Here is a 22149-nt window from a genome sequence, read left to right as displayed (position 1 = left end):
CCTCCACCGTTCTCACCGCGCCACTGGCGCAGGGAGTGCCACGGCGCCGCGCGGAGCCGCGAGCGCCGTGGCGATTGCGATCCTTTGTGCGGGTGCCCGCACGGCCTGGGCCACCAGCGCATGCGTGGCCGCCATCACCACCATCAGCGCCCAGAAATAGTCCCAATATGCAAGGGACAGGAATGTTCCCCCGGTCACATAGGCGACCATCGAAACTTGCGCCATCCGGGCGAGGTCGTAGGCCCAGCGAAGGTCGGGTCGGTCCTGTGCCAGCGCTACGACGCGGAAGGCATAGAAGGCGCCCGCCAGGATCACCCCGAGCCAAACGGCGAAGGTGGGGAAGCCGTGCTCGCTCAGCGCTTCGATCCAGATGCTGTGATCGGCGCGCGCGCGCACGTCCGGCAGGTAGCGATCGACGATATCCTGCTGGTAGACCGCCTTGAAACCGCCACCCGTGAACGGCCGATCAAGGGCAATCGCAAGGCCCGCCTGCCAGATCCGGACCCTGCCCATGGCGGAGGCATCCTCCTCATAGGTCTCGATGGACCACATGCGCTCGGTCCAGCTGGGCGGCATGAAGGTGACCGCGCCGGCGACTGCCGCGCCGATGACAATGCCAGAGACAAGCTTGCCGGATGTGCGGAGCCATAGCACGGCACTCGTCGCGGCCAGTGCGATCAGCGCACCGCGCGACTGGCTACCGACCACCGACAGCAAGGTGAAGGCCATCGCCGCCACGAGCACCCAGCGCACCGAACGGTGCGCGGAATGCAGGCGAAGATAGTTCATCAGAGGCAGGCAGACGAGCAGCGCGACTGAAAGGTGGTTGCGGTCACCGATGATGGAATCCTCGGGGCCGAGCACAATGAAGCTTCCGCCGGTCAGCAGCGTGAAGACACCACCCTTGACGCCGAAAAAGGCGAGCGCGATCGCCATCAGCCAGATGAAGGCATGGATGCGCCGCCGGTCGGTCAGCAGCGCCGCGGTCAGCAGCAGGCCCAGGATGATCTTGGAGACGTAGTCCCACTTCGCCCAGACCGTCTCAGGCGGGGCGAGCGCGACCGACGATGTCGCGGTGATGCAGGCGAGCAGGACGACCAGCAGTACGGTCACGGCGTTGATCGGCAGCCGCTTCGGTTCCCGCGCCATCACGCAGCCCAGCAGCGTCACCCCGAAGGCCATGGCCGCGAGCGGCATGGAGGAGATGAATCCCCAGGCGAGCCGGTGGGGATTCATGAACGAGACCCACGACCACATGAGGATGCCGACGAACGGCCTCGCGGCCGCCAGCGGCAGCATGGCGAGTATGAAGGCGAGCAGCCCGATATCCCGCATGGACTGTCGTCAGCCAGCCCGATGGGCGTGACAGGTGGCGAGGCGCAGGCGGCGGTCTGCCGGCAGGTCAGGCTGCGGCATGGCAAGCGAAGTCAGGGCGATGGCGTTTCGGCATGCGTTCAAGTCCATGCACCTCGTCTCCATCCGCGCCCTTCCGTCCAGCCAGCAGGGCAACTCCGGTCAAGCGCCGAACATAGCGCAGGCGGCCTTCGCTGCCGAGCGATCTGGCCGCCACGGCGGTGTCACCGGAACGATGACAGGCTTGAAATGTAGCGAATCGGGCGGCTTCTACAAAAATAAAAAATCCATGAATAAATGCTCGTTCTGCTTCGAATATTGATGCGCCTGTCGAGCCGCAGCACAACCAGGACTTTGCATACCACCGCGCGATCGATTCGGCGAATGCCACACTAAATGCGGATGGGGTGGGCATTCTCATCATAACAATACGAGAATGTCTATTTCTTGGAAAGCCAATTGGCATGCTGGAATTCATGATAACTATTTTTGCGTGCTCCAGGCGCCCGGAATGACTGCCGCCGGTTGTGGTGGTTCATACAAAACAGTGGTTGTGGTTGTGCTGGCCTTCGGATAGAGCTTTTCGCGACAGGGCCTATCGGGGGTTGCATTAAAAAATGAGTGATGTTGCTGCGTTTGCGTCGGCTGCCGTGCCGATCGGCGGATTCACCTTGGAAAACGCTGGCGCTGGCACACTCGCAAGCGGCATCGCCACGCTCGGCCAAGTCTTCGCACAGGGGGAATTGCCGACCGGGGCCGCCCTCACCGCGAGCATCGGCGGGGTCCTCGTCTCTGTTCAGGCAGACGTGAAGTCAACCTGGCCCGATGGATCGGCCAAGATGGTCGTGCTGGCCGTCGAGCGCCCGGCCCTCGTCTCCGGCGCCAGCGTCGACGTTGTCCTGGAGCGCGCCGGCGCGAGCGCCGGGGGCGCAGCTGCGCTCAACATCGACACCGCACTTCAGGGGCAGTCCTTCACTGTCGATCTGGCGATCAATGGCGCCGCGGCGCAGCATGTCGACGTCCTCGCGGCGCTGCATGACGCGATCGCCAACGGCACTGCGAGCTTCTGGCAGGCCGGTCCGCTGGCGACGCAGGCGCGCGTCGAGATCGCCGTTCCGAACTCGTCCATGCGCATGGTCTTCGACGTCACCGCCTATGAAGGCGGCGGCTTCAAGGTCGACGCGCAATTCGCCAATGACCGCGCGATGGAAGCCGTCGGCGGGCGGGTGGACTACGATGTCGTGGCGCACCTGAACGGTCAGGAGGTGCTGCACGACACGCTGAGCCAGGCGCAGTACCAGACCGTCCACGAAACCTTCGCCTCGACCGCGACAGATGGCGGCCAGGGGCTTGGTGATGCGGCGCATGGTTGGCTGAACATCCGCCAGGACATCGCGGAACTCGGTCGGTTGGGGGTCGTCGCCGACTACGACCTGTCCGTGAAGATCCCGGCGACGACGCTCGCCGCCTATCAGGCGGCGGTATCCGCTGCCGGCTGGGGCGACCCGCTCGCCACCAATGGCATCACCACCGACATGCCGTTGGCCGGCGGGCGGCCGGATCTCGGCATCACGACGCAGGCCAATAGCGCTTGGCTGATCTCCCAGGATGCTTGGGCCGCCGCCTATTCCCTTGGCCAGGCCGACGCGGCGAACGCCGTGCCCTGGCATTTCTGGGACGAGGCGCGCGGCAGCGTGCTCAGCCTCGACAACTATCCGCTGCTCTGGGTCGATGGGCGGGGTGGCACGGGCAGCCCGGGCGATTCCACCTCATGGGGCCTGACGCAGCAGGTGGAAGGTGTCGACACCACGGGCTGGACCACCGACCGGGCGCACCAGCCGGACCTGTCCTTCGTCCCCTATGTGCTGACCGGCGATCGATGGATCCTCGACAACGTGTTGGCACAGGCCGCCTGGAACGTGCTCGACCAGTGGCCCTACCCGCGCGAGAACGGTGCGGGGATCGTCGTGGATGCTTCCAACGGCCAGCTCCGCGGTTCCGCCTGGGCCATGCGCCAGATCGAGAATGCCCTGTGGGCCGCTCCCGATGGCAGCACCGAGAAGGCCTATTTCCAGGAGCTGTCCGATGCGAACTGGCACTGGATCTCATCGAAAATTCCGGAATGGACGGCACAGCAGGGTGAAGCCTACGGCTACATCCCGCTCGCGACCGAGAATTCGCATATCAATCCATGGCAGCAGGACTATTTTGCCTCGACCGCGATTTCAGCGGCGTCACGCGGCAACCAGGATGCGCTGGCCTATCTGAACTGGGCGAAGAACTTCCTGATCGGCCGCTTCCTGGAAGGTCCGGAGGGTTTCAATCCACGCGACGGCGTGGCGATGCAGATCCAGGTCAGCAACCCGGTGACGCATGAATACTACCAGACCTGGAAGGAGATCGGCGACGCGACGGTTGCCGCCGGCTGGTCCCATGGCGACGGATGGAACGGCATTGTCGGCGAATATGGCCGTATCGGCCTCTCGACCCTCGCGGGCATCTACTATCTGACCGGCGATGCGCAGGCGCTCAGTGCCTATCGGTTGCTGGAGCAGCTCGACTATCCGAGGACCGCGGACAGCGACTACGGGCTGGAGCCGCAATTCGCGGTCAGGATCAACGACACCTCCGTCCCTCCTCTGGGTAACACCTCTATCGTCGATCCCGGCTATGAGACGATCCATGGGGGGGCCGGCGCCGACACCCTGACGGCCGGGGCGAAGCCCGCCATGCTGATCGGCAGCACGGGCGATGACCTGTACTATGTCCATGCTGCGCTCGACCGGGTGATCGAGCTTGCGGGCGGAGGCACCGACCGAATCATCTCGAGCGTCTCCCTGACGCTGATGAGCGAGGTCGAGAACCTGACGTTCGTGGGCACGACAGCCTTGAATGCGACCGGAAATGCGCTCGACAACACGCTTGTCGGGAATGCGGGTGCCAATGTCATTGCCGGCGGCCTGGGCAATGACACGATCTGGGGCCTTGCTGGTGCCGATACGCTGCTCGGCGACGGCGGCGCCGACTACCTGATGGGCGGAGAGGGTGCCGACAGCATGGCCGGTGGCGCCGGCGATGACATCTACCTGGTGGACAGCGCGGCCGACGTCATATTCGAGGCCGCGGGCTTCGGTCGCGATCTCGTGCGCTCCACGGTCGACTACACGCTGGGGCTGAATGTCGAGGATCTGCTGCTCCTCGGACCGGGTACCAAGGGCACCGGCAATAGCGCCGACAACGTGATCACGGGCAATGGTTCGGACAACATTCTGAGCGGGTTGCAGGGGAATGACATGCTGGTCGGTGGCGCCGGCGCCGACACGCTCCAGGGCGGCGACGGCGCCGACACGCTGAACGGCGGCACGGGCGCCGACAGCATGATCGGAGGCGCGGGCGACGACGTCTATTACGTCGACAACGCCCAGGACCGCGTCCTGGAAGGGCCGGGCGGCGGCATCGACCATGTGATCTCGACCATTTCCATCAATCTGATGGCAGGGGTCGAGAACCTCACCCTCGGCGGGACGCTTGCGCTTAATGCCACGGGCAACGCCCTCGACAATTTCATGACGGGCAATGCCGCCGGCAACTCTCTCAATGGTGGTGTCGGAAACGATACGCTGTCCGGCCTCGGCGGCGATGACACCTTGATCGGCGGGGCGAACGCCGACTCCCTGCTCGGAGGCATCGGCAACGATACCCTGTATGGTGGCGACGGCGCCGACACGCTGAACGGCGGTACGGGCGCCGACAGCATGATCGGGGGCGCGGGCGACGACGTCTATTACGTCGACAACGCCCAGGACCGTGTCCTGGAAGGGGTGGGCGGCGGCACCGACCATGTGATCTCGACCATTTCCATCAATCTGATGGCGTGGGTCGAGAACCTCACCCTCGGCGGGGTGCTTGCGCTCAACGCCAACGGCAACGCCCTCGACAATTCCATGACGGGCAATGCCGCCGGCAACTACCTCAATGGCGGTCTCGGAAACGATACGCTGTCCGGCCTCGGCGGCAATGACTCACTGGTGGGCGGTGGGGGGCAGGATCTCCTGATCGGTGGGCCAGGTGCGGATACCCTGACCGGCGGTGCGGGCAGCGACGCCTTCCGGTTCGATGTCCCGAACAATGGGATCGACCGGATCACGGACTTCACCCATGGGGTCGACCACTTCGAGGTTTCCCAGGCCGGGTTTGGCAATCTGCTGCCCGCCGGTGCGCTCGACCCGGCCATGTTCTCGGGCAATGGCGTGGCGGTCGGGACCGGGCCGCAGTTCATATACAATGCCACCACCGGCGTGTTGCGCTGGGATGCCGATGGCACGGGTAGCGGCGCTGCCGCCACGCTCGCCGTCCTCGACGGTGCCCCGGTGCTCGCGGCGGCAGATTTCCACGTGTATTCGGATACGAGTGTCCTTGTGTTCTCCTGATCTACGCCAGCGTTCCGGCCGATATGGGTCTATGCGGCAGTAGCGGCCGGCCGGCGTGGACTTCTTGATCCCGTCGGCCGGACGTGAAACCTTTCGTCGCGACTAGGCACGACGGAAGGCCCGCATTGGATGACACGCCCCCTGCCCGTCCTGTTCACGCATTTCGGGGAGGAGTGGATCCGCGGCAGCGAGCAGGTCTTGCTGGACCTCCTCAATCACATCGACCGGGCAAAGGTCGCGCCGGTCGTCTGGTGCAACGGGGATGCGCTGGCCGGCGCATGCCGGCAGATGGGCCTGCCCACCTACCAGACACCCTTCGAGTTCTATTTCGACTACAATCAGCCGCGCTTCAGGCCCGGCCGCTACCTGTCACTGGTCCGCGAGGGCATTGGCATCGTCAGGCGGCACGGCATCCAGGTGCTGCATGCCAATGGCGCAGCGCCGTGCCAGTGGCTGGTGCCGGTGCGGACCCTGACGCGCCGGCCGCTGCTGGTCCATCTGCACATCGACTACCTGCGCCGCAGTCGCTACGTGCTGCTGCTGCACATGGCAGATCTGATCGTTGGCGTCTCCCGCCAGGTCACCGACGGCTTCCGCGATGACGGAATGCCGCCTGAGCGTCTGAAGGTGATCTACAACGGCCTCGATTTCTCCCGAATCCCCCCGGCGCGGCAGGACCTTCGCGCCACGCTCGGCATTGCGCCGGGTGCGCCTGTGGTCGCCACGGTGGGCTCGCTGGTGCGTCGCAAGGGGCATGACCTGCTGCTGCGCGCCGTGGCGGCGCTGCCGCCCGGCCCGCCTGAAGCGATGCCGCACCTGTTGGTGGGCAGCGACGGCGAGGTGCGGGGCGAGCTGGAGGCCTTGGCTCACGAACTTGGCATCGCGGAACGGACGCATTTCCTCGGCTATACTGACGATATCGCGGCAATCTACGATGCGGCGGACATCTTCGCGCTGGCGTCGCGGGCGGATGCCTTTGGCCTTGTGTTGGCGGAAGCTGGGCATTTCGGTCTGCCGGTCGTCTCGACGAGAGTGGGCGGCATTCCGGAGGTCATCGTGGATGGTGAGACGGGGCTTTTGGTACCAGCAGAGGATGTGCCTGCACTGCGCGACGCACTTGGACGACTGATCGGTTCCGCGGATCTGAGGGCAGAGATGGGGGCGGCAGGACGACGACGGGCGGATGAATTGTTCGCCGTGTCGCGGATGGCAGGCGAATTCGCCGCCTGCTACCGCGGGCTGGCCGAGGGCACCGAGGTGGCGAGGCCGCGAGCGACACGCTTCAGGCCCTATGCAGCCTTGCTCAGGTCCCGCCACGCGACGACGCAGGATGCACGGCGGCCGTGAAGTGAATGGCCGAGACTGGCTGCCCGACGCCGTCGCGCGCATGGTAGCTGGGCACGCCCGGTGCCATCACGACGTCTGCCGCTTGCTGCGAGGTAAACTCGGCGGACGGCATCGGCGCCCGTGGCCCAAGGCAGCCCAGCTTTCCCGCCGCGCCATCCAGAATCCTGAGGCCCCGGTGAGCGTAGCCGCCCGAATGGGCCACTGCGCGAGGCAGGGCACGGGACCCGGCCGCCTCTCGCCCCCGCGCGCCTGCGCCGCGGAGACGCGGCCGCGAGGTGCCCGGCCATGACTGACGGTGTGCCGCCGGCTCCGCCGGAAAAGGAGGTGCATCAGGACGAGGCCAGCAAGGTGCTGGGCCGCGTCGCCGTAGGCGCGTCGCTCATGGTTGCCGCGCGATTCGTCATTCGTGGCCTCAGCATCATCGGCATGCTGGTGCTGGCGCGCCTCCTCGTCGCGGAGGATTTCGGCTTGGTCGCGCTGTCGGGCGCTGCCGTCGCCTTCGTCGAAGTGCTGAGTGTCACGAATTACGGGCTGCTGCTCGTCCGGGAACGGCAGCCGACACGCGACCTCTATGATACCGCCTTCACGCTCAATATCCTGCGCTGCCTGCTGATCGGCCTACTGATCGCGAGCACGGCGCACTGGCAGGCGCATTTCCTCGGTGATGCGCGCATCGCCGGCGTGCTGCAAGTCGTGTCGCTGATCATCATCCTCGACGGCCTGACCAGCATCGGCATGGTCCGCCTGCAGCGGGACCTGCACTTCGACAGCCTGTTCCGCTTCCAGGTGGTGAGCAAGGTGGTGGCCTTCGTCGTATCGGTCATCCTGGCGCTGATTCTGCAGAACTACTGGAGCCTGGTTCTGGGCAATCTTGCGGCGCGGCTGGTCGCGATCCCGTACAGCTACTGGCTGGCGCCGCACCAGCCGCGCCTGTCCCTGCGCAATGCCGGCCAGTTGTTGCAGTTCTCGGGCTGGATGCTCGGGATCAACGCGCTGACCACCGTCGATTCCCAGGGGCCAAACCTGCTGCTCGGACGGCTTCTTGGCCTCCCGGCGCTCGGTACCTACCAGGTTGCCTATTTCGTGGCGGCGATGCCGGTGCATGAAGTGGCGGTGCCGGTGCGCCAGCCGATCTATGCTGGCTACGCCGAGGTCCAGGGCGACCGCACCCTGCTTCGGGAGCATTTTCTTGACGGCTTCGGTCTGCTCGCAGCGGTGATGGTGCCGCTCTCGGTGGGCATCGCGCTGACCGCGCCCGAGATCGGGCGCATCGCCCTCGGACCCGCCTGGGCAGACGCGATATCGCTCATCGCCCTGTGCGCGCTTTATTCCCTGGCCGATTGCCTCGCCGGCTTCAGCACGAACATCTTCTTCGTGCTCGATCGGATGCGCCCCTATGTGAAGACCCTGGCGTTGCTCGTCCTGCTACGGATGGCGCTGATCCCCTTGGCCATCCTCCAATGGGGCGTCGTGGGCATGGCAACCGTCATGGTTGGCACCGCCGTCCTCAATGCCGTGCTGTGGCACTGGCAGACGGCGAGTCTGCTCGGCCACAGGTTGATCGACATCGCCTTTGAAGCCTGGCGCAGCATGGCGGCGGCCTGCGTGATGGTGGCCGCCGTGCTGGCGCTGCGAACCATACTGCCCGACACCGCGCTGAGCCTCGCCCGCGCGGCCTTCAATCTGTGCCTGCTGAGCGTGGCGGGGGCGGCTGTCCATATTGGTACGCAATACCTCCTTTGGCGCCTGGCGGGGCGGCCAAAGGGCGCGGAACGACGTGTGCTCTCTGCCGCCACCGGCCTGATGCGCCGGCTGGGCTGGCGGGTGCTGGCGCCGGCGACACGTGCGGGCACGATGAAGGAGAGATGATGTTCGACTCGCTGCGCCGCAGGTTCAATACACGGAAGTTCTCGTGGCTCTGCCGGGGAATAATGGACACGCCGCCCATCCGGCACCGTCCGGCGCCGCTACGCATCGTCAGCATGGTGCGGGGCGATGACCTTTCCATGTACCTGATCGCCATCAAGTCCTTTTATCGCCAGCTGCCAGGCGGCTCGATAACCGTGATGGACGATGGCACATTGACCGAAGCGCATCGCGCTCTTCTGCGCCATCATCTCGGGGAGCCCGAGATCGTGCGGATCGACGATATTGCGACCGGCCCCTGCCCGTCCGGCAGTTGCTGGGAGAGACTGCTCTTCATCCTGGACCGGACGGCCGAATCCTACGTCGTGCAACTCGATTCCGACATGTTGACCACCGGGCCGGTGCCCGAGGTGGTGGCGGCCATCGAGGGCAACCGTGCCTTTACCCTCAACTCGGCGCCGGATCAGCCGATCGTCGACCTCGAGACGGCTGCCCGGCAGGTGGCCGACCACGACGCCCGCTTCATGCAGATACGCGCCGAACAGGCCCTGCCCCGCCTGCCACCTGACGCCGGGCGGTTCTATGTCCGCGGCTCGGCCGGCTTCGCCGGTTTTGCCCGCGGCGGCCCTGACCGGAGAGCGGCTGAGGCCTTCTCCACCGCCATGCAGGATCTGCTTGGACCGAGCTGGCTCGAATGGGGAAGCGAACAGATCAGTTCCAACTACATCGTCTGCAACTCGCCTGATGGCTTGGCGCTGCCTTGGCCGAAATATTGCTGCTTCATCCCCGGCGTTCAGGCCGAGCATGCCGCGATGATGCACTTCATCGGGACCTGGCGTTTCCAGCACGGGATGTATGCACGCAAGGCACGCGGCGTGGTTGATGCAATGCTCAAGGATACCGCCGCACGGTAGCAGCAACCCGCGATACGGGCTGGCGTCCATGGGTGGTCCACGCCCTGGCGGCGGAAAACTGCGCGGCCAGGGCGGAAACTCCGATACAGGACATCATGAATTGGGGAATATTCTGACCCCATGTGCGGAATCGTAGGTTACCTCAATCCTGGTGGCGTCGAGCCAACCGCTGCCACCGTCCTGGTGGATGCGATGCGCGACCGCCTCGTGCATCGCGGCCCGGACGATGCCGGGAGCTGGGTGGATCCGGCCGCAGGTCTCGCCTTCGGTTTCCGGCGCCTGTCGATCATGGACCTCTCGCCGGCCGGGCATCAGCCGATGCTCTCGGCCAGCGGTCGCTACGCGATGATCTTCAATGGCGAGATCTACAATTTCGCCGAGATCCGCGACCAGATCGAGGCGGCGCGCGGCGCGGCGCATCCCTGGCGGGGCCACTCGGATACCGAGATCCTGCTCGAGGCCGTCGCGCAATGGGGCTTCGAGGAGACGCTGAAGCGGGCGAACGGCATGTTCGCCATCGCGCTTTGGGACCGCGCCGAGCGCGTCCTGTGGCTCGGTCGCGACCGGATCGGCAAGAAGCCGCTCTATTATGGATGGGCAGGCCGCACCTTCGTCTTCGGGTCGGAATTGAAGGCGCTGCGCGAACATCCCGATTTCGACGCGACACTGTCCGCCGCCGCCTTCGGCGACTTCATGCAACTCGGCTACACGCTTGGGCGCCAGACGATATTCTCGACCATGCAGCGGCTGCCCCAGGGCCACTTGCTGCAGCTCAGCTACGATGCCGCGACCGGGCACGCCACGCCGGACAGTCGCCCCTACTGGGACATGCGCGCCGTTGCCCTCGCCGGGCTGGAGGCGCAGGCGAGCGGTCGCACGGCGACGACCGAGGAATTCGAAGCGCTGCTGCGCGACGCCGTGGCGCGGCGCATGGTCGCCGACGTGCCGGTGGGTTCCTTCCTGTCGGGCGGGGTGGATTCCAGCCTGGTCACCGCCATGATGGCCGCGGTCGCCCCGGGGCAGGTCCGCAGCTTCGCGATCGGCTTCGATGTGCCCGGCTGGGATGAGGCACGGTTTGCCAAGCCGATCGCCGCCCATCTCGGCACGCGGCATGAGGAGCTTTATCTCGGCAAGGCCGAGATCCTCGCCGCGACGCGCGACGTGCCGGCGATCTTCGACGAACCCTTCGCCGATGATTCCGCCATCCCCACGGTCCTGCTCTGCCGTATGGCGCGCGAGCATGTGACGGTCGCCTTGTCCGGCGATGGCGGGGATGAGTTCTTCGCCGGCTACGCGCAGCGCTACGCCGGTGCGCTCAAGCTCATGGCCTGGGCGGGGGCGGTGCCGGGGCCGCTGCGCGCGCTCGGCGCCAACCTCGCAGGGCGGCTCGCGCCGCTCGCCGGCGGCGTGGGCGGCAACCGGCAGGCACGCCGCATGCGCCTTCTCGGGCGGCTGCTCGGCGCCGCCGGGGCGGAAGGTTTCAACGCCGCGCTCATGTCGCCGATCCTCGAGCCCGCCACGTTGCTCACCTCCCATGCCGGTGACCGGCCCCGGCTCGAGGATCCATCCTACAGCCTCGGCCGGTCCGGGGCGCTCGATCGCATGACCTTCATGGACCAGGTGAGCTTCCTGGTGGACGACATCCTGGCCAAGGTCGACCGGGCCAGCATGTCGGTTTCCCTCGAAGTCCGCTGTCCGCTGCTCGACCACCGGATCATGGAACTGTCCTGGCGCATGCCGGCCGAGGCGAAGCTGCGCGACGGCGTGGGCAAGTTGCCGCTGCGCGAGGTGCTTTACCGCCACGTTCCGCGCCCGCTGGTCGATCGCCCGAAGCAAGGCTTCGGCGCCCCGGTGGAGGCCTGGCTGCTCGACGAGTTGCGCGATTGGGCCGAGGCGCTGATGACGCCCGCCGCGCTCGGCGCACATGGGCTGCTCGATGTCGCCGCCTGTCGTCGCCTGTGGGAGAGCTACGCCCATCATGGCCGGGGCTGGGACAAGGCGATCTGGAACCTGCTGATGTTCCAGGCTTGGCACGCGGAACTCGGTGCGGCGCATCCGGCGGGTGTGCGTCTCGCGGCCTGATTCGGTCTGGCGCTGGGCACATCAGCGTCGGGCCGGGACTGCAAGGCGATCGCTTTCGCCACTGTTCGAATTGGCGGTATCGTGCGGCATCATGGCTGCGAGTAGGCGTGAACCACCCCGCGCCAACCTTGGGATGGCAGCCACCCTGAAGGCCGGCCGCCTGTGTTGGGCGCTCGCCACTGCGGGCTTCCTCTTGCCCGTACAGGAGATCGCGGCCGAGACGCTGCGCGTCGGCCCCACAGAGCGCTTCAAGCTTCCGAGCCAGGCCGCCGCCGTGGCGCGCGAGGGCGATACCGTCCGGATCGCCCCGGGCCAGTATCGCGATTGCGCGGTCTGGCGGACCGCGCGCCTGACCATCGTCGGGGCCGGTGCGGAGGCGGTCCAGATCGGCGGACCCGTCTGCGACGGCAAGGCGCTGTTCGTCCTGACCGCGCCGGGCATCACCATCGAAGGCATCACCTTCCGCGGCGCCGCCGCGCCCGATGGCAACGGCGCCGGCATCCGCGCCGAGGGCGGCGACCTCACGGTGCGCCATGTGCAGTTCGAGGACAGCGAAAGCGGCATCCTCACCCGCGCTGAGATGCCGGCCGCGCGGCTGCTGATCGAGGACAGCGTCTTCCTCGGCAATGGCGCGATGCGCGGCGCGGCGTGTTCGGGCCATGCGCTGTATGTCGGGCATCTCGCCGCGGTCATCGTGCAGCGCACGCGCTTCGAGGCGCAGCGCGCCTGCCACCATGTGAAGTCCCGTGCCGCCCGCACCGAGATCACCGACAGCAGCATCGTTGACGGTCCTTTGGGCGGATCGAGCTACCTAATCGACCTGCCGAATGGCGGCGACCTGGTCCTGGCGCGCACGCGGTTGATGAAGGGCCCGCGCACGGGCAATCGCCGGGCCGCCGTCGTGATCGGCGCCGAGGGCGTGCTGCGGCCGACCAGCATGCTGCTGATCGAGGGCAACCGCTTCGAAAACCGCACCGGCGGCCCGACCATTTTCGTCGAGAACCGCAGCACCGCGCCCGCGCGGCTCGAAGGCAATACGCTGGAGGGGCTGGTCCTCGCCCTCACCGGGCCGGGAACGGTGCGCTGACCGGCTCGCCACCGGCGGCGCGCTCCAGCCGAACCGTCTCGATCAGCGCGGTGACGCGGCGCGCATTGCCCTGCCAGGTCAGGTCGCGGGCAAGGATCTCTGCCCGTGCGGCGGCGCCGATCCGTGCCCGCAGGGCCGGGTCCGTCGCCAGACTGACCACCGCGTCCCACAAGGCGCCCTCACGCGCGGGATCGAACAGCAGCGCGGTCTGCCCGTCCTGCAAAACCTCACGCAGATTGGGCTGGTCGGGTGCCACGATCGGCCGGGCCGCCGCCATGTATTCGAATACCTTGAGCGGCGAGGCATAGGGAACGGCGGCCGGCTGCAACGCGATGTCGAAGCCCGCAATGAGGTTGGGCACCGCCTCGCGTGCCGCGAGGCCGGTGAAGCGCACGCGATCGGCGATACCGAGCTCCGCGGCAAGGCGTTCGAGCCCTTCGCGGGCAGGCCCCTCGCCCACGACCACAAGGGACATGCGCGGGTGCTGCTGCCAGGCCGCGATGGCCCGGATCAGCGCGTCGAGTCCGTGCCAGGGGCGCACGAAGCCGACGAAGCCAAGGACGATCTCCGCCGGCGGTGCGCCGGACGGCGCCGGCGTCTCGGGAAAATCCGCGAGGTCGATGCCATTGGGCACCACCACGATCCGCCGCGGATCGACGCCGGCAGCGGCGACGTGGCCGGCCAGCACCTCCGTCACCGGCAGGACGCGGTCGGCGGCACGCCAGACATGGGCCTCGGCACGCCGCGCCAGGCGCCGCAGCTTCAGCCCGCCGAAGCGGGCACGTTCCTCGGCAAGCGGGGCGTTGACCTCGACCAACAGAGGCAAGCCGTGGCGCCGCGCGATCAGCGCACCGGCCTGGTGGAACAGGTTGTAGCGCTCATAGATCGCGTCGGGCCGGAACGCCCGCACCGCACGCGAAAGCCGACGATAGGCCGGCACGCCATAGGCCAATTCGGCGATTTCCATCAGGGCCGCGGGTATCCAGCGGCGCAGCACGGACAGGCCGCGGCTCTCGCCACCGAGGCTCGCCTGTTCATAGGCGGGTGGGCCGACGACCAGCACGTCGTGGCCCGCGTCACGCAATGCTTCGACCATCGCATCCAGGTGCACGCCCTGGCCGTCACGCGACTGGATGCGGTGGCTGTAGAGGATCTTCAGGGCGCGCCCTCCCCATCCATTCGCGGGCGACGGAAGCAGAACATGTTCTCGCCGCGGAAAAGCCGATCGAAGCGGCGACGGCCGACCTGGGCAAAAAAGCCGTCGGAACTGCCCTGCCATGGATAGAGCCAGTCGTGCAGTTCGATGACGAGCATGCCGACCCTGTCGAGCCAGGGCGTCTCACCGTCGAACAGCGCCTGCTCCCCGCCTTCGATATCGACCTTCACGATGAGGGCACCTGCGGAGCCGGTCTGCTCCAGTATCTCCTCGATCGTGATCGCGGTGACATCGTCCTGCCCTGCATCATTGGCGGGAACGGCACGCCGGCCTGCCATGCCGGCTGCCGCATCCGTCAGCCGCAGCCTGCCTGGCTTGTTCCAGATGCCGCCCTCGAACAAGGTGACGCCGGCCTCGCCGTCGAGGTTGCGACGGAACACGGCGGCATTCGCCGGGTTCGGCTCCACCGCGAAGATCAGCGCTTCGGGGAATGCCCTGCGGAACCACAGCGCCGAAAAGCCGACATGAGCGCCGCAATCGATGATCAACGGTCGCTCGCCGCGCCGGAGCATGTCCCGGTAGGTGTCTTGGATATGCCGATACTGCACGGCCTCGGCCATATCGTATTCACGCTTGACGAAGACCTGCTGGAAGATCGCCAGGTCCTTGGCGGCGGGGCGAAGCCATGCCGGTCGCGCAAATCCCGGCACACGCAGGGAGCGCGCCTCCGTGTCCTCCGATGCCTCAAGCATCGCGGAACGGAACCACAGCCCCATGCCGCCCAGCACACCGAAACGCCGTAGATACGTTGGCAGCCACCTCGCGAATGCGACGCTCGACACCAGCCTGTCCCTTCCAGCGGGATCAGCGCGCCGTCGCGCCAACCGCAAGCGCGACCGAGCGATCGAGCCGGGTTCAACTTATACAAGGACGCATGGCCTCGCCACGGTTCCCGCGCCGGATCGCCTCGCAGCGGTTTCCGTTCGATCCGATGCACGCGACTCACCACCAACCGTTGTCCAGGCGCGTATCTTCACCCGCTCAGGTGGCTCCGCTTGGCCGGGATCGGCTCCATCTCCGCAATCGGGACCGTGCCGCCCCCGCGGCTTGGCGCGCGATGGCCGCCAGCCCCAGCGGGTGCATCGGATCGGCGAGCACATACCCGACCCGTCCGCGGCGCCGCGCGACCCATAGCCGCTTGTACGCGTCGTCGCCGCGGCCGAAATCGAGGCTCCTCACCGCATCCTGCTCGATCAGGTGGCGGATCATCAGCGCCGTGAGCACGGTGCCCGGCGACGACGATCGCGCGGCGTCATCATGGGCGAGTTTCAGGACCGTCGCCCGCAGCCCATTCGCCTCGCCGCCATGGTCGAGCACCCAATACTGCGCCGCCACTGCGCGCCCGCCGGCTGACTCGCGCAGCACGCCGAGCCGCAGCGCGCCGGCGCCGGCGAGCACGCGAAGCAGCGCTGCGTCGAAGTCGGGAAACGGCTCGTCAGGTTTCCAGCTCGTCGCGCGCACCGCGACATAGGCGGCGATCCCGGTCTCGAGCGCCTGGCCGGGCGTGGATACGAGTTCCCATGCGAAGTGGCGTTCCGCGCGAGCCAGCTTGCGCGCGATCGTGTTGCGCAACGCTGCCGGGCGCGCGCCGAGATACGCATCCCAGCGCATGTCCGGTTGCAACGCCTCATGCCAGTTGCCGAAGGACGAGAAGCGCAGCGTAAGCATGCGTGCCGCACGAAAGCCCTCGAGCAATGGCGCCAGCCCGGGCTGTTCCGCATCCAGCGCTTCGAGCAGGACGGGTGGGCCAAAGCGCAGCGCCCGGCCGAGCGAAGCTCCCGCCTCCCGCAGCGCGCCTGTCCCGGCAGCCGGTGCAATCAGGGGCTTCCAGGCGACGCTGTAATCCGTCACCAGGCTCGCGATGTGACCTTGGTCACGCCGCAGCGGCAGCAGCACCGCGTCGGTCGCGGCCAGCAGCGGTTCGGCGCCTGATGGCAGCGCATGCGCCATCACCGTGTCGTACCAGAGGCGGCTTGCGAACAGATCCCCGGTTGCACCATCCTCGAGAAATCGGTCGCACCATGGCGGCAGGCCATTGCGAGGTGACGGCACCAGTCGGGCGGACGACCGCGGAGGCATGCAGGGTCCTTGGACCAAGACCGGCGATACGGCGGCGTTGCCGCCCCTCAGCATAGGCGGCGGGACGGCGCGCCGCCACCAACAGCGGGCCTTCCCCGATGGGGCGGCGCGAAATTTTCTGTATCGGCCACGCGCGCGCGCATGCATCGTCCGGCCGGCATGCAGACCGAACCATCAGCGCCCCGGGGCTTGCCCGCGCGGCTGTCCAGACGGGCCTTCGACCGATGACCCAGGCACCCTCCGGCCGGCCTCGCCGGGTGCTGCACCTTCTCAAGCGATACCGTCCGGATTTCACCGGTGAAGGCGTGTTCCTGGAACGCTGCAGCGCCGTGATGCAGGAACTCGCGCCAAATGTGCAGCACGACCTGCTGGTGACGCATACGCCGAGCCCGGCGCGTCCATCCGACGGTGCTGCCTGCTCGGCCCTGTCGCAGGTCATCTACCTGACCCGGCGCCCGGTCGGCGAGGCGCGGCGGCATATCCTGCTTGTCTGGTGGCTGCTGCGAAATCTGCGCCACTACGACACGGTCCATGCCCGCACCCATGTGGACTGGTATTTCATCGGCTACCTCATGGCGCGGATGATGGGACGGCGGCTCGTCCTGTCGGCGACGCTCGACGATAGCCTGCCGGTCCTGATCGGGTGGTACCGGCAGCAACTCCGCCCGCTCGCAGCGCGCGCCTTCCGACTGTTTCACGCCTATGTCGGCATCAGCCCGAAGCTGCACGCCGAGAATCGGGCGGCGGCCGTCGACCCGGCGCGATGCCACCTGATCCCCTGCGGCATCACTGTCCCGCCCTCGCCCTCCGGCCAGCGCGAGGCAATGCGTGCGCGCATCGGTGCCGGACCGAAGGATCCGGTGCTGCTGTTCGTCGGCGGGTTGTGCGAACGCAAGGATCCACTGACGCTCATCGAAGCCCTCCCCGCATTGCGCGCAGTGCATCCCAACCTGCGTCTCGTCCTCGTCGGTCCGCCGCTCGAACGCGACTATGTCGAACGCATGCGGGCACGCATCGACGCCGACGGCACCCAGGATGCGGCGAGTTTCGTCGGCGAGCAGCTGGACCCGCATCCCTGGTTCGAGGCCGCGGACATGCTCGTCTTCGGCTCTCGCCTCGAAGGTTTCGGCACGGTCGTGCCGGAGGCGATGGCCCACGGGCTGCCGGTTGTCGTGCGCGACCTTCCTGGCGTGAACGACAGTTTCGCCATCGAGGGCGAGACCGCCTTCCGCTTCACCGATCCCGATGGCTACATCGCGGCCGTCCTGCGCCTGGCGGGCGACGCCGCGTTGCGGCGACGGATGGGCGAGGCCGGGCGCGCCCTGGCGCGGCGGGATTTTTCGATGCGCAGCGTCGCCGCGCGCTACCTTGATGTCTATGGACTCGCGGCGGAAATGTCGGGACCGCAGGATGCGGAACCCGAATCCGGCCTCGGTTGTACGGCATCGATCCTCGATCCGCGCTTCCATGAGTGGGTTCCGGTCCCCGATGGCCCACCGTTGCTCATCACCATCATCGATGCCGAGGAAGCATTCGACTGGAGCAAGCCGCTGACGCGCAACGCCTCGGACGTCTCCTCGATGGCAAGCCAGCACCTCGCGCACCGCATTTTCGACCGCCACGGCGTGGTGCCGACCTACATGGTCGATTATCCCGTGGTAGACCAGGAAGCCGGGCGTGCGCCGCTGCGCGAGCTCCTTCAGGATGGGCGCTGCGAAATCGGCGCGCAGCTCCATCCCTGGGTGACGCCGCCCTTCCTCGATGAGGTGAACGATCGCAACAGCTACGCGGGCAACCTGCCCATTGGGTTGGAATTCGCCAAGGCGCGCCAACTGACCGAACGGCTCGGCGAAACCTTCGGCGTCGCGCCGCGGATCTATCGCACCGGGCGCTTCGGTGTCGGATTGCGGACGGCGGACATCCTCAAGCGGCTCGGCTATCTCGCCGACAGCAGCCTGGACCCCTACTGGCCACCGGCTGGAGCGCCGCATGGGCCGGACATCTGGGCGCTGTCATCGCGGCCCTTCTGGGTCGATCGCGAGCGCAGCCTGATCGAGATCCCGACCTCGGCCGCGCTGGTCGGGCGGCTGAACCGGCATGGCGGCAGTCGCCTCGCGCCGCTCGTCTTCAACCGCGCCGCCGAGGTCAGCGGCGTGACCGGCCTGATGGCGCGGCTCGACCTGATGGAGCGCATTCGCCTCAGCCCTGAAGGCATATCCATCGACGAGGCAAAGCGCCTGACGCGGGGGATGATCGCCTCCGGCCATCGGGTCTTCGTGCTGACCTATCACACGCCGTCCCTGGTGCCGGGCAACACGCCCTATGTGCGCACGGCAGAGGATCTGCATCGCTTCCTCCAATGGCTCGACGCCTATTACGCCTTCTTCCGCGAGGAGATCGGCGGGCGGTGCGGCAGTTGGCGGGAGGCACGACCCGGCACGCCGATGTCGCATCATCCGGTGCCGGCCGCCGCGGCGCGCTGATCCTCGGAGAGCAGCATGCGGAACCTGCTCACATCCATCCTGCTGCCGCCGCTGCTCATGATCCTGGCGGCTGCTGCCGGTGGCGTGCTGGCCTGGCGGCGCGCCAGGGGCGCCGCGGCGCTGGTCCTTTTCGCCTCGCTGGTCACAATGCTGCTTGCAACACCCCTTGTCTCCGGCCTGCTGGAACGCTCTCTCGAACTGGAGCGCAGCACCGGCGCCCCGGCATCGCAACCGGAGGCGATCATCATCCTGGGCGCCGAGATCGCGCGCGACCGGGATGGCGCGCCGGATGTCGGCCCCCTCACACTCGAGCGACTGCGCGCCGGGGCAAAGCTGCAGCGCGCGACCGGTCTGCCGGTTCTCGTCACGGCCGGTGTGCAGCAGACGGGAGAGCCCTCACTTGGCAGGCTGATGGCTCGCAGCCTGGAGACCGATTTCGGCGTGCCAGTGCGCTGGGTCGAGGAAGCGGCGGCGGACACCCACGAGAACGCCACCTTCGGCACCACCATGTTGCGACAGTCGGGGATCGCGTCGGCCTATCTCGTCACCCATGGCTGGCACATGCAGCGCGCCCTCGAATCCTTCACGCGGCTAGGCATGCCAGTCACCGCCATGCCCGTGCGGCAGGTGCCACGGCAGCGCTTCGATCTCTCGGGCCTGACGCCGCGGCCCGACCACCTCGCGGCAAGCTGGTTCGCGCTGCGTGAATGGGCAGGGCGACTGGTCTATCGCCTGCGCGACGGCAGCGCCGTCCCGCCGGGTTGAAGCGCCATCCCTGGTGCGGCTTGCGTTCGACTGCGCGCACGCAAGCCGCAACGATCACAAGTCTGTGCGGGCACCTTCAACCCGCCAGGTGATTCCAGTCATGCCTGACCTGCTTCAAGCCGCGCAGCTGACCGGCACCGCGGCATCGGTACCGCCCGGCTTGCGGCCGACGAAGGCGACCATGTGGCGCGCCTCATTGTCGAAGGTGACATCCTTCACCGCTTCAAGCCCCGCGGCGCGGAACTTCGCCTCCACTTCTCCCGGATCATAGCGGTACTGGTATCGGGGGCTGAAATTGTCGAACAGCGAGACCGTGCGTTCCCGGCGGTTCGCCTGCGTGATCGGCGTCGCTTCCCCGCGCATCCGGGCAACCATCCGCACCGCGAGAGTATGCGCGGGCACCAGGTGCCAGCAGAGTTTCCAGGTGACATCGACCGGCATACGGGAGGTGATGCTGCGGATGGCGGCGTTGGGAATGCCGATCCACGGTTCGCGCCGTCGATACAACTGGACGTAGACATGCGCGCCAGGCTTGCCGAGGGCGAGGAAGCTGTCGAAGGCGCGCCAGGTATCCGGCGTGTGGTGCAGGACGCCGCTGGTGTGGATGTGATCGAAGGTGGCGGGCGCGAAGGGCGGCTCGAGGATGTTGCCTTGCACGAAATGCACCGGCGGCGCACCGGCGGCCTCCTGCTGTTCCGCATGCGCGGCGGCGCGTTCGACGCTGCGGGAGAGGTCCATGCCCACGACCTCGGCACCATAGCTGGCGATGGAGGTCGTCAGCTTGCCGTTGCCGCAGCCGGCGTCGAGCACCAACTTGCCGCGCAGCGCATTGGCCGGCAGGTCCATGGAGATGAGGAACTCGCCCTGCCGCAGGCCAAGGTCGTCCTTGAACCAGGTGCGGTCCTCGTACTGGTATTCCTGCCACTGGCGCCCAAAGCTCTCATTGCTGCGCCGGTCGAAGGCGCTGGCATCGACGCTGCCGAGCTGTCGCAGCATCACCTCCATGCCATCGAGCGCTGCCAGCGTTGCGCGATGCTGAAGATAGAAAGGTGTGTATTCCTCATAGGCATTGCGGATCATCCGCGGGACGCCGGCGATGATGGGGAAAAGCATCGGGCATGTCGTGCAGCGCAGGAAGCCCTCGCGGATGTCCTGCTGCAGCGATGGCCGGCTGTCGCCGGTCCCCGCCAAGCCCTGCTCCTCGCCGATGCAATGCAGCGTCAGAGCCGCCTTGCATGCGGGACAGCGGAGAATGTCGAGAAGCCTGATCTTCATGCTGCAACCCCTTCGCTCGTGGCCCGGCGGCCCAGCGCCGGCGCGCTCGCCACGGCCAGACGCCATTGTTCAACAACGCGCGTGGCAACATCGTCCCAGGTATGCCGTTCCGCCCAGCCGCGGATCGCACCGACATCGAAGGGGCCCGCCAACCCAGCAATCAGCGCGGCAGCGAGCGCCGCGGAATCCTCCGCATGGTCGATGAGGCGGCCGGCGAATTCGGGCACCATTCGCGGTATCTCACCGACCCGCGTGGCGACCACCGGTAGGCCCGAGGCTTGCGCCTCCCACACCACGTTCGGGCATCCTTCGTGATCGCTCGCCAGCACGAACAGGTCCGCCGCGCGCAGCCAGGCAGCGACCCCTCCGGGTGGCAGCGGCCCGGCAAGGATCACGCGGTCACCCATGCCGAGTTCATCGGCCAGGCGACGCAACTCCGGCCCGTTATCAGGCTCGCCGCCAGCCCCACCGATGACCGCGAAGCGCAGATCAGGGGCCGCCTGCAGCACCTCGGGCAGGACCCTGATGACGCGCTGGAAGCCCTTTCGCGGCGAGCGGTGGCCGACGGAAACGAGCAGCCGGCCGCCTTCCGGCAGGCCGAGGTCCCGGCGCGCCTGCTCCCGCGATCCCGGGGCGAAGCGCCGCGCATCAACGCCATTGGCTATGACTTCGATCGGCGGGGCGCTCTCCATCGGCCCATATTCGGCCATCAGGTCGCGCGCGCCCTCGGCCAGGGGATGCGAGACGGCGATCAGTCGGTCGGCCCTGCGCAGCGCCCAGGCCAGGGCGCGCCGGCGCAGCCGATCCGCCGCGGCGACGAGCGGTTCCGTGCCGCGAAGCGTGATGACGACCGGTCGGTTCAGGCTGCGCCCAAGCAGCACCGCCGCGAAGCCATCCGGATAGCCGAAATGCGCGTCGATCAGGTCGAAGTCGAAGCGACGCATGACGCCCCGAGCCGCGCGCAGCGAGGACAGGTACAGCATCGCCCCATCGAGCGCCTTGCCGTAGCGCGGCGAATACCAGAAGGCCGGATGGCTGACATCAAGCCCGCCGATGCTCTCCCGCGACGGAACCGCGGGGCGGGCGTGGAACGCACGTGGCGCCAACACCTCGATCTGCGCATGGGCCGCGCAGTGACGCAGCCGCTCGAGCACGAACAGCCCATGTTCCGGCGTTGCAGCGCTAGGGAAGACCGTGCTGAAGGCCATCACCCGCATGGGCCGCGCCCGACCCGACGGTGCATGGCGCGGCA

Annotated in this window: 15 protein-coding genes; 9 read left to right on the top strand and 6 right to left on the bottom strand. The window is 67.4% G+C overall.

All coding sequences use genetic code 11. The annotated features are described in order from the left end of the window. Nucleotides 1-12: 12 nt before the first annotated feature. On the bottom strand, nucleotides 13-1335 hold the full coding sequence (locus tag AAFN86_RS06805; protein ID WP_347542520.1) for a putative O-glycosylation ligase, exosortase A system-associated: 1323 nt from the start codon (nucleotides 1333-1335) through the stop codon (nucleotides 13-15). Between the two features lie 79 nt (nucleotides 1336-1414). Here AAFN86_RS06805 and AAFN86_RS06800 point away from each other — a divergent pair, with 79 nt between their 5' ends. From AAFN86_RS06800 to AAFN86_RS06770, 7 genes are all read left to right on the top strand, one after another. Next, complete coding sequence (locus tag AAFN86_RS06800) at nucleotides 1415-1675, top strand: hypothetical protein (RefSeq protein WP_347542519.1); 261 nt, start codon at nucleotides 1415-1417, stop codon at nucleotides 1673-1675. A 295-nt stretch (nucleotides 1676-1970) separates the two neighbouring features. Then, nucleotides 1971-5783: a calcium-binding protein gene (locus tag AAFN86_RS06795; protein WP_347542517.1), complete on the top strand. Its 3813-nt coding sequence runs from the start codon at nucleotides 1971-1973 to the stop codon at nucleotides 5781-5783. Between the two features lie 129 nt (nucleotides 5784-5912). Beyond that, a complete protein-coding gene (locus tag AAFN86_RS06790) occupies nucleotides 5913-7130 on the top strand; it encodes a glycosyltransferase family 4 protein (protein WP_347542516.1) in 1218 nt (405 codons plus the stop codon). Nucleotides 7131-7415: 285 nt separating this feature from the next. Beyond that, nucleotides 7416-8999 carry an oligosaccharide flippase family protein gene (locus tag AAFN86_RS06785; RefSeq protein ID WP_347542515.1) on the top strand — a complete coding sequence of 528 codons (1584 nt, stop codon included), beginning with the start codon at nucleotides 7416-7418 and terminating at the stop codon, nucleotides 8997-8999. Beyond that, nucleotides 8996-9910 (top strand): hypothetical protein, encoded by a 915-nt coding sequence (locus AAFN86_RS06780; protein WP_347542514.1) that lies wholly within the window; start codon nucleotides 8996-8998, stop codon nucleotides 9908-9910. Before AAFN86_RS06785 ends, AAFN86_RS06780 begins: the two co-directional genes overlap by 4 nt. Nucleotides 9911-10030: 120 nt before the next feature. Beyond that, nucleotides 10031-11992, top strand: a complete 1962-nt coding sequence (gene asnB / locus AAFN86_RS06775; protein ID WP_347542513.1) for an asparagine synthase (glutamine-hydrolyzing) — start codon at nucleotides 10031-10033, stop codon at nucleotides 11990-11992. 133 nt (nucleotides 11993-12125) lie between these two features. After that, on the top strand, nucleotides 12126-13079 hold the full coding sequence (locus AAFN86_RS06770; protein WP_347542512.1) for a hypothetical protein: 954 nt from the start codon (nucleotides 12126-12128) through the stop codon (nucleotides 13077-13079). Here the strand turns inward: AAFN86_RS06770 and AAFN86_RS06765 are convergent. The 3 genes from AAFN86_RS06765 to AAFN86_RS06755 form a co-directional block, all read right to left on the bottom strand. Beyond that, the gene (locus tag AAFN86_RS06765; protein ID WP_347542510.1) at nucleotides 13054-14190 is read right to left on the bottom strand and encodes a glycosyltransferase family 4 protein; all 1137 of its coding nucleotides are present in this window, start codon (nucleotides 14188-14190) and stop codon (nucleotides 13054-13056) included. The two genes, AAFN86_RS06770 and AAFN86_RS06765, sit on opposite strands and share 26 nt — an antisense overlap. A 44-nt stretch (nucleotides 14191-14234) precedes the next feature. Next, nucleotides 14235-15077, bottom strand: coding sequence for an FkbM family methyltransferase (locus tag AAFN86_RS06760; protein ID WP_347542509.1), 843 nt, complete (start codon nucleotides 15075-15077; stop codon nucleotides 14235-14237). Nucleotides 15078-15276: 199 nt separating this feature from the next. Continuing rightward, the gene (locus tag AAFN86_RS06755; protein ID WP_347542508.1) at nucleotides 15277-16191 is read right to left on the bottom strand and encodes a GNAT family N-acetyltransferase; all 915 of its coding nucleotides are present in this window, start codon (nucleotides 16189-16191) and stop codon (nucleotides 15277-15279) included. A 407-nt stretch (nucleotides 16192-16598) separates the two neighbouring features. Between AAFN86_RS06755 and AAFN86_RS06750 the strand changes: the two genes are divergently transcribed. Both AAFN86_RS06750 and AAFN86_RS06745 read left to right on the top strand, forming a co-directional pair. Then, the gene (locus AAFN86_RS06750; RefSeq protein ID WP_347542507.1) at nucleotides 16599-18857 is read left to right on the top strand and encodes a glycosyltransferase; all 2259 of its coding nucleotides are present in this window, start codon (nucleotides 16599-16601) and stop codon (nucleotides 18855-18857) included. A gap of 15 nt (nucleotides 18858-18872) precedes the next feature. Beyond that, a complete protein-coding gene (locus tag AAFN86_RS06745) occupies nucleotides 18873-19622 on the top strand; it encodes a YdcF family protein (protein WP_347542506.1) in 750 nt (249 codons plus the stop codon). A 114-nt stretch (nucleotides 19623-19736) separates the two neighbouring features. On the opposite strand, the gene AAFN86_RS06740 is transcribed toward AAFN86_RS06745, so the two are convergent. Together AAFN86_RS06740 and AAFN86_RS06735 are read right to left on the bottom strand one after the other, a co-directional pair. Next, the gene (locus tag AAFN86_RS06740) at nucleotides 19737-20897 is read right to left on the bottom strand and encodes a methyltransferase domain-containing protein (protein WP_347542505.1); all 1161 of its coding nucleotides are present in this window, start codon (nucleotides 20895-20897) and stop codon (nucleotides 19737-19739) included. After that, nucleotides 20894-22114: a glycosyltransferase gene (locus AAFN86_RS06735; protein WP_347542504.1), complete on the bottom strand. Its 1221-nt coding sequence runs from the start codon at nucleotides 22112-22114 to the stop codon at nucleotides 20894-20896. The genes AAFN86_RS06740 and AAFN86_RS06735 overlap by 4 nt, the downstream gene beginning before the upstream one ends. Nucleotides 22115-22149 lie beyond the last annotated feature (35 nt).

Origin of the sequence: Roseomonas sp. CAU 1739, from assembly GCF_039839775.1 — a bacterium.
Lineage (GTDB): Bacteria > Pseudomonadota > Alphaproteobacteria > Acetobacterales > Acetobacteraceae > Neoroseomonas.
Note: the sequence above shows the minus strand (reverse complement) of the source record. Positions and strands in the feature narration are given on the sequence as shown.

Coding starts and splice junctions, on each gene's coding strand:
- AAFN86_RS06795 (WP_347542517.1), top strand. CDS start 1,971: ATGAGTGATGTTGCTGCGTTTGCGTCGGCTGCCGTGCCGATCGGCGGA.
- AAFN86_RS06785 (WP_347542515.1), top strand. CDS start 7,416: ATGACTGACGGTGTGCCGCCGGCTCCGCCGGAAAAGGAGGTGCATCAG.
- AAFN86_RS06770 (WP_347542512.1), top strand. CDS start 12,126: ATGGCAGCCACCCTGAAGGCCGGCCGCCTGTGTTGGGCGCTCGCCACT.
- AAFN86_RS06740 (WP_347542505.1), bottom strand. CDS start 20,897: ATGAAGATCAGGCTTCTCGACATTCTCCGCTGTCCCGCATGCAAGGCG.
- AAFN86_RS06790 (WP_347542516.1), top strand. CDS start 5,913: ATGACACGCCCCCTGCCCGTCCTGTTCACGCATTTCGGGGAGGAGTGG.
- AAFN86_RS06735 (WP_347542504.1), bottom strand. CDS start 22,114: ATGCGGGTGATGGCCTTCAGCACGGTCTTCCCTAGCGCTGCAACGCCG.
- AAFN86_RS06800 (WP_347542519.1), top strand. CDS start 1,415: ATGGCAAGCGAAGTCAGGGCGATGGCGTTTCGGCATGCGTTCAAGTCC.
- asnB (WP_347542513.1), top strand. CDS start 10,031: ATGTGCGGAATCGTAGGTTACCTCAATCCTGGTGGCGTCGAGCCAACC.
- AAFN86_RS06805 (WP_347542520.1), bottom strand. CDS start 1,335: ATGCGGGATATCGGGCTGCTCGCCTTCATACTCGCCATGCTGCCGCTG.
- AAFN86_RS06745 (WP_347542506.1), top strand. CDS start 18,873: ATGCGGAACCTGCTCACATCCATCCTGCTGCCGCCGCTGCTCATGATC.
- AAFN86_RS06780 (WP_347542514.1), top strand. CDS start 8,996: ATGATGTTCGACTCGCTGCGCCGCAGGTTCAATACACGGAAGTTCTCG.
- AAFN86_RS06750 (WP_347542507.1), top strand. CDS start 16,599: ATGACCCAGGCACCCTCCGGCCGGCCTCGCCGGGTGCTGCACCTTCTC.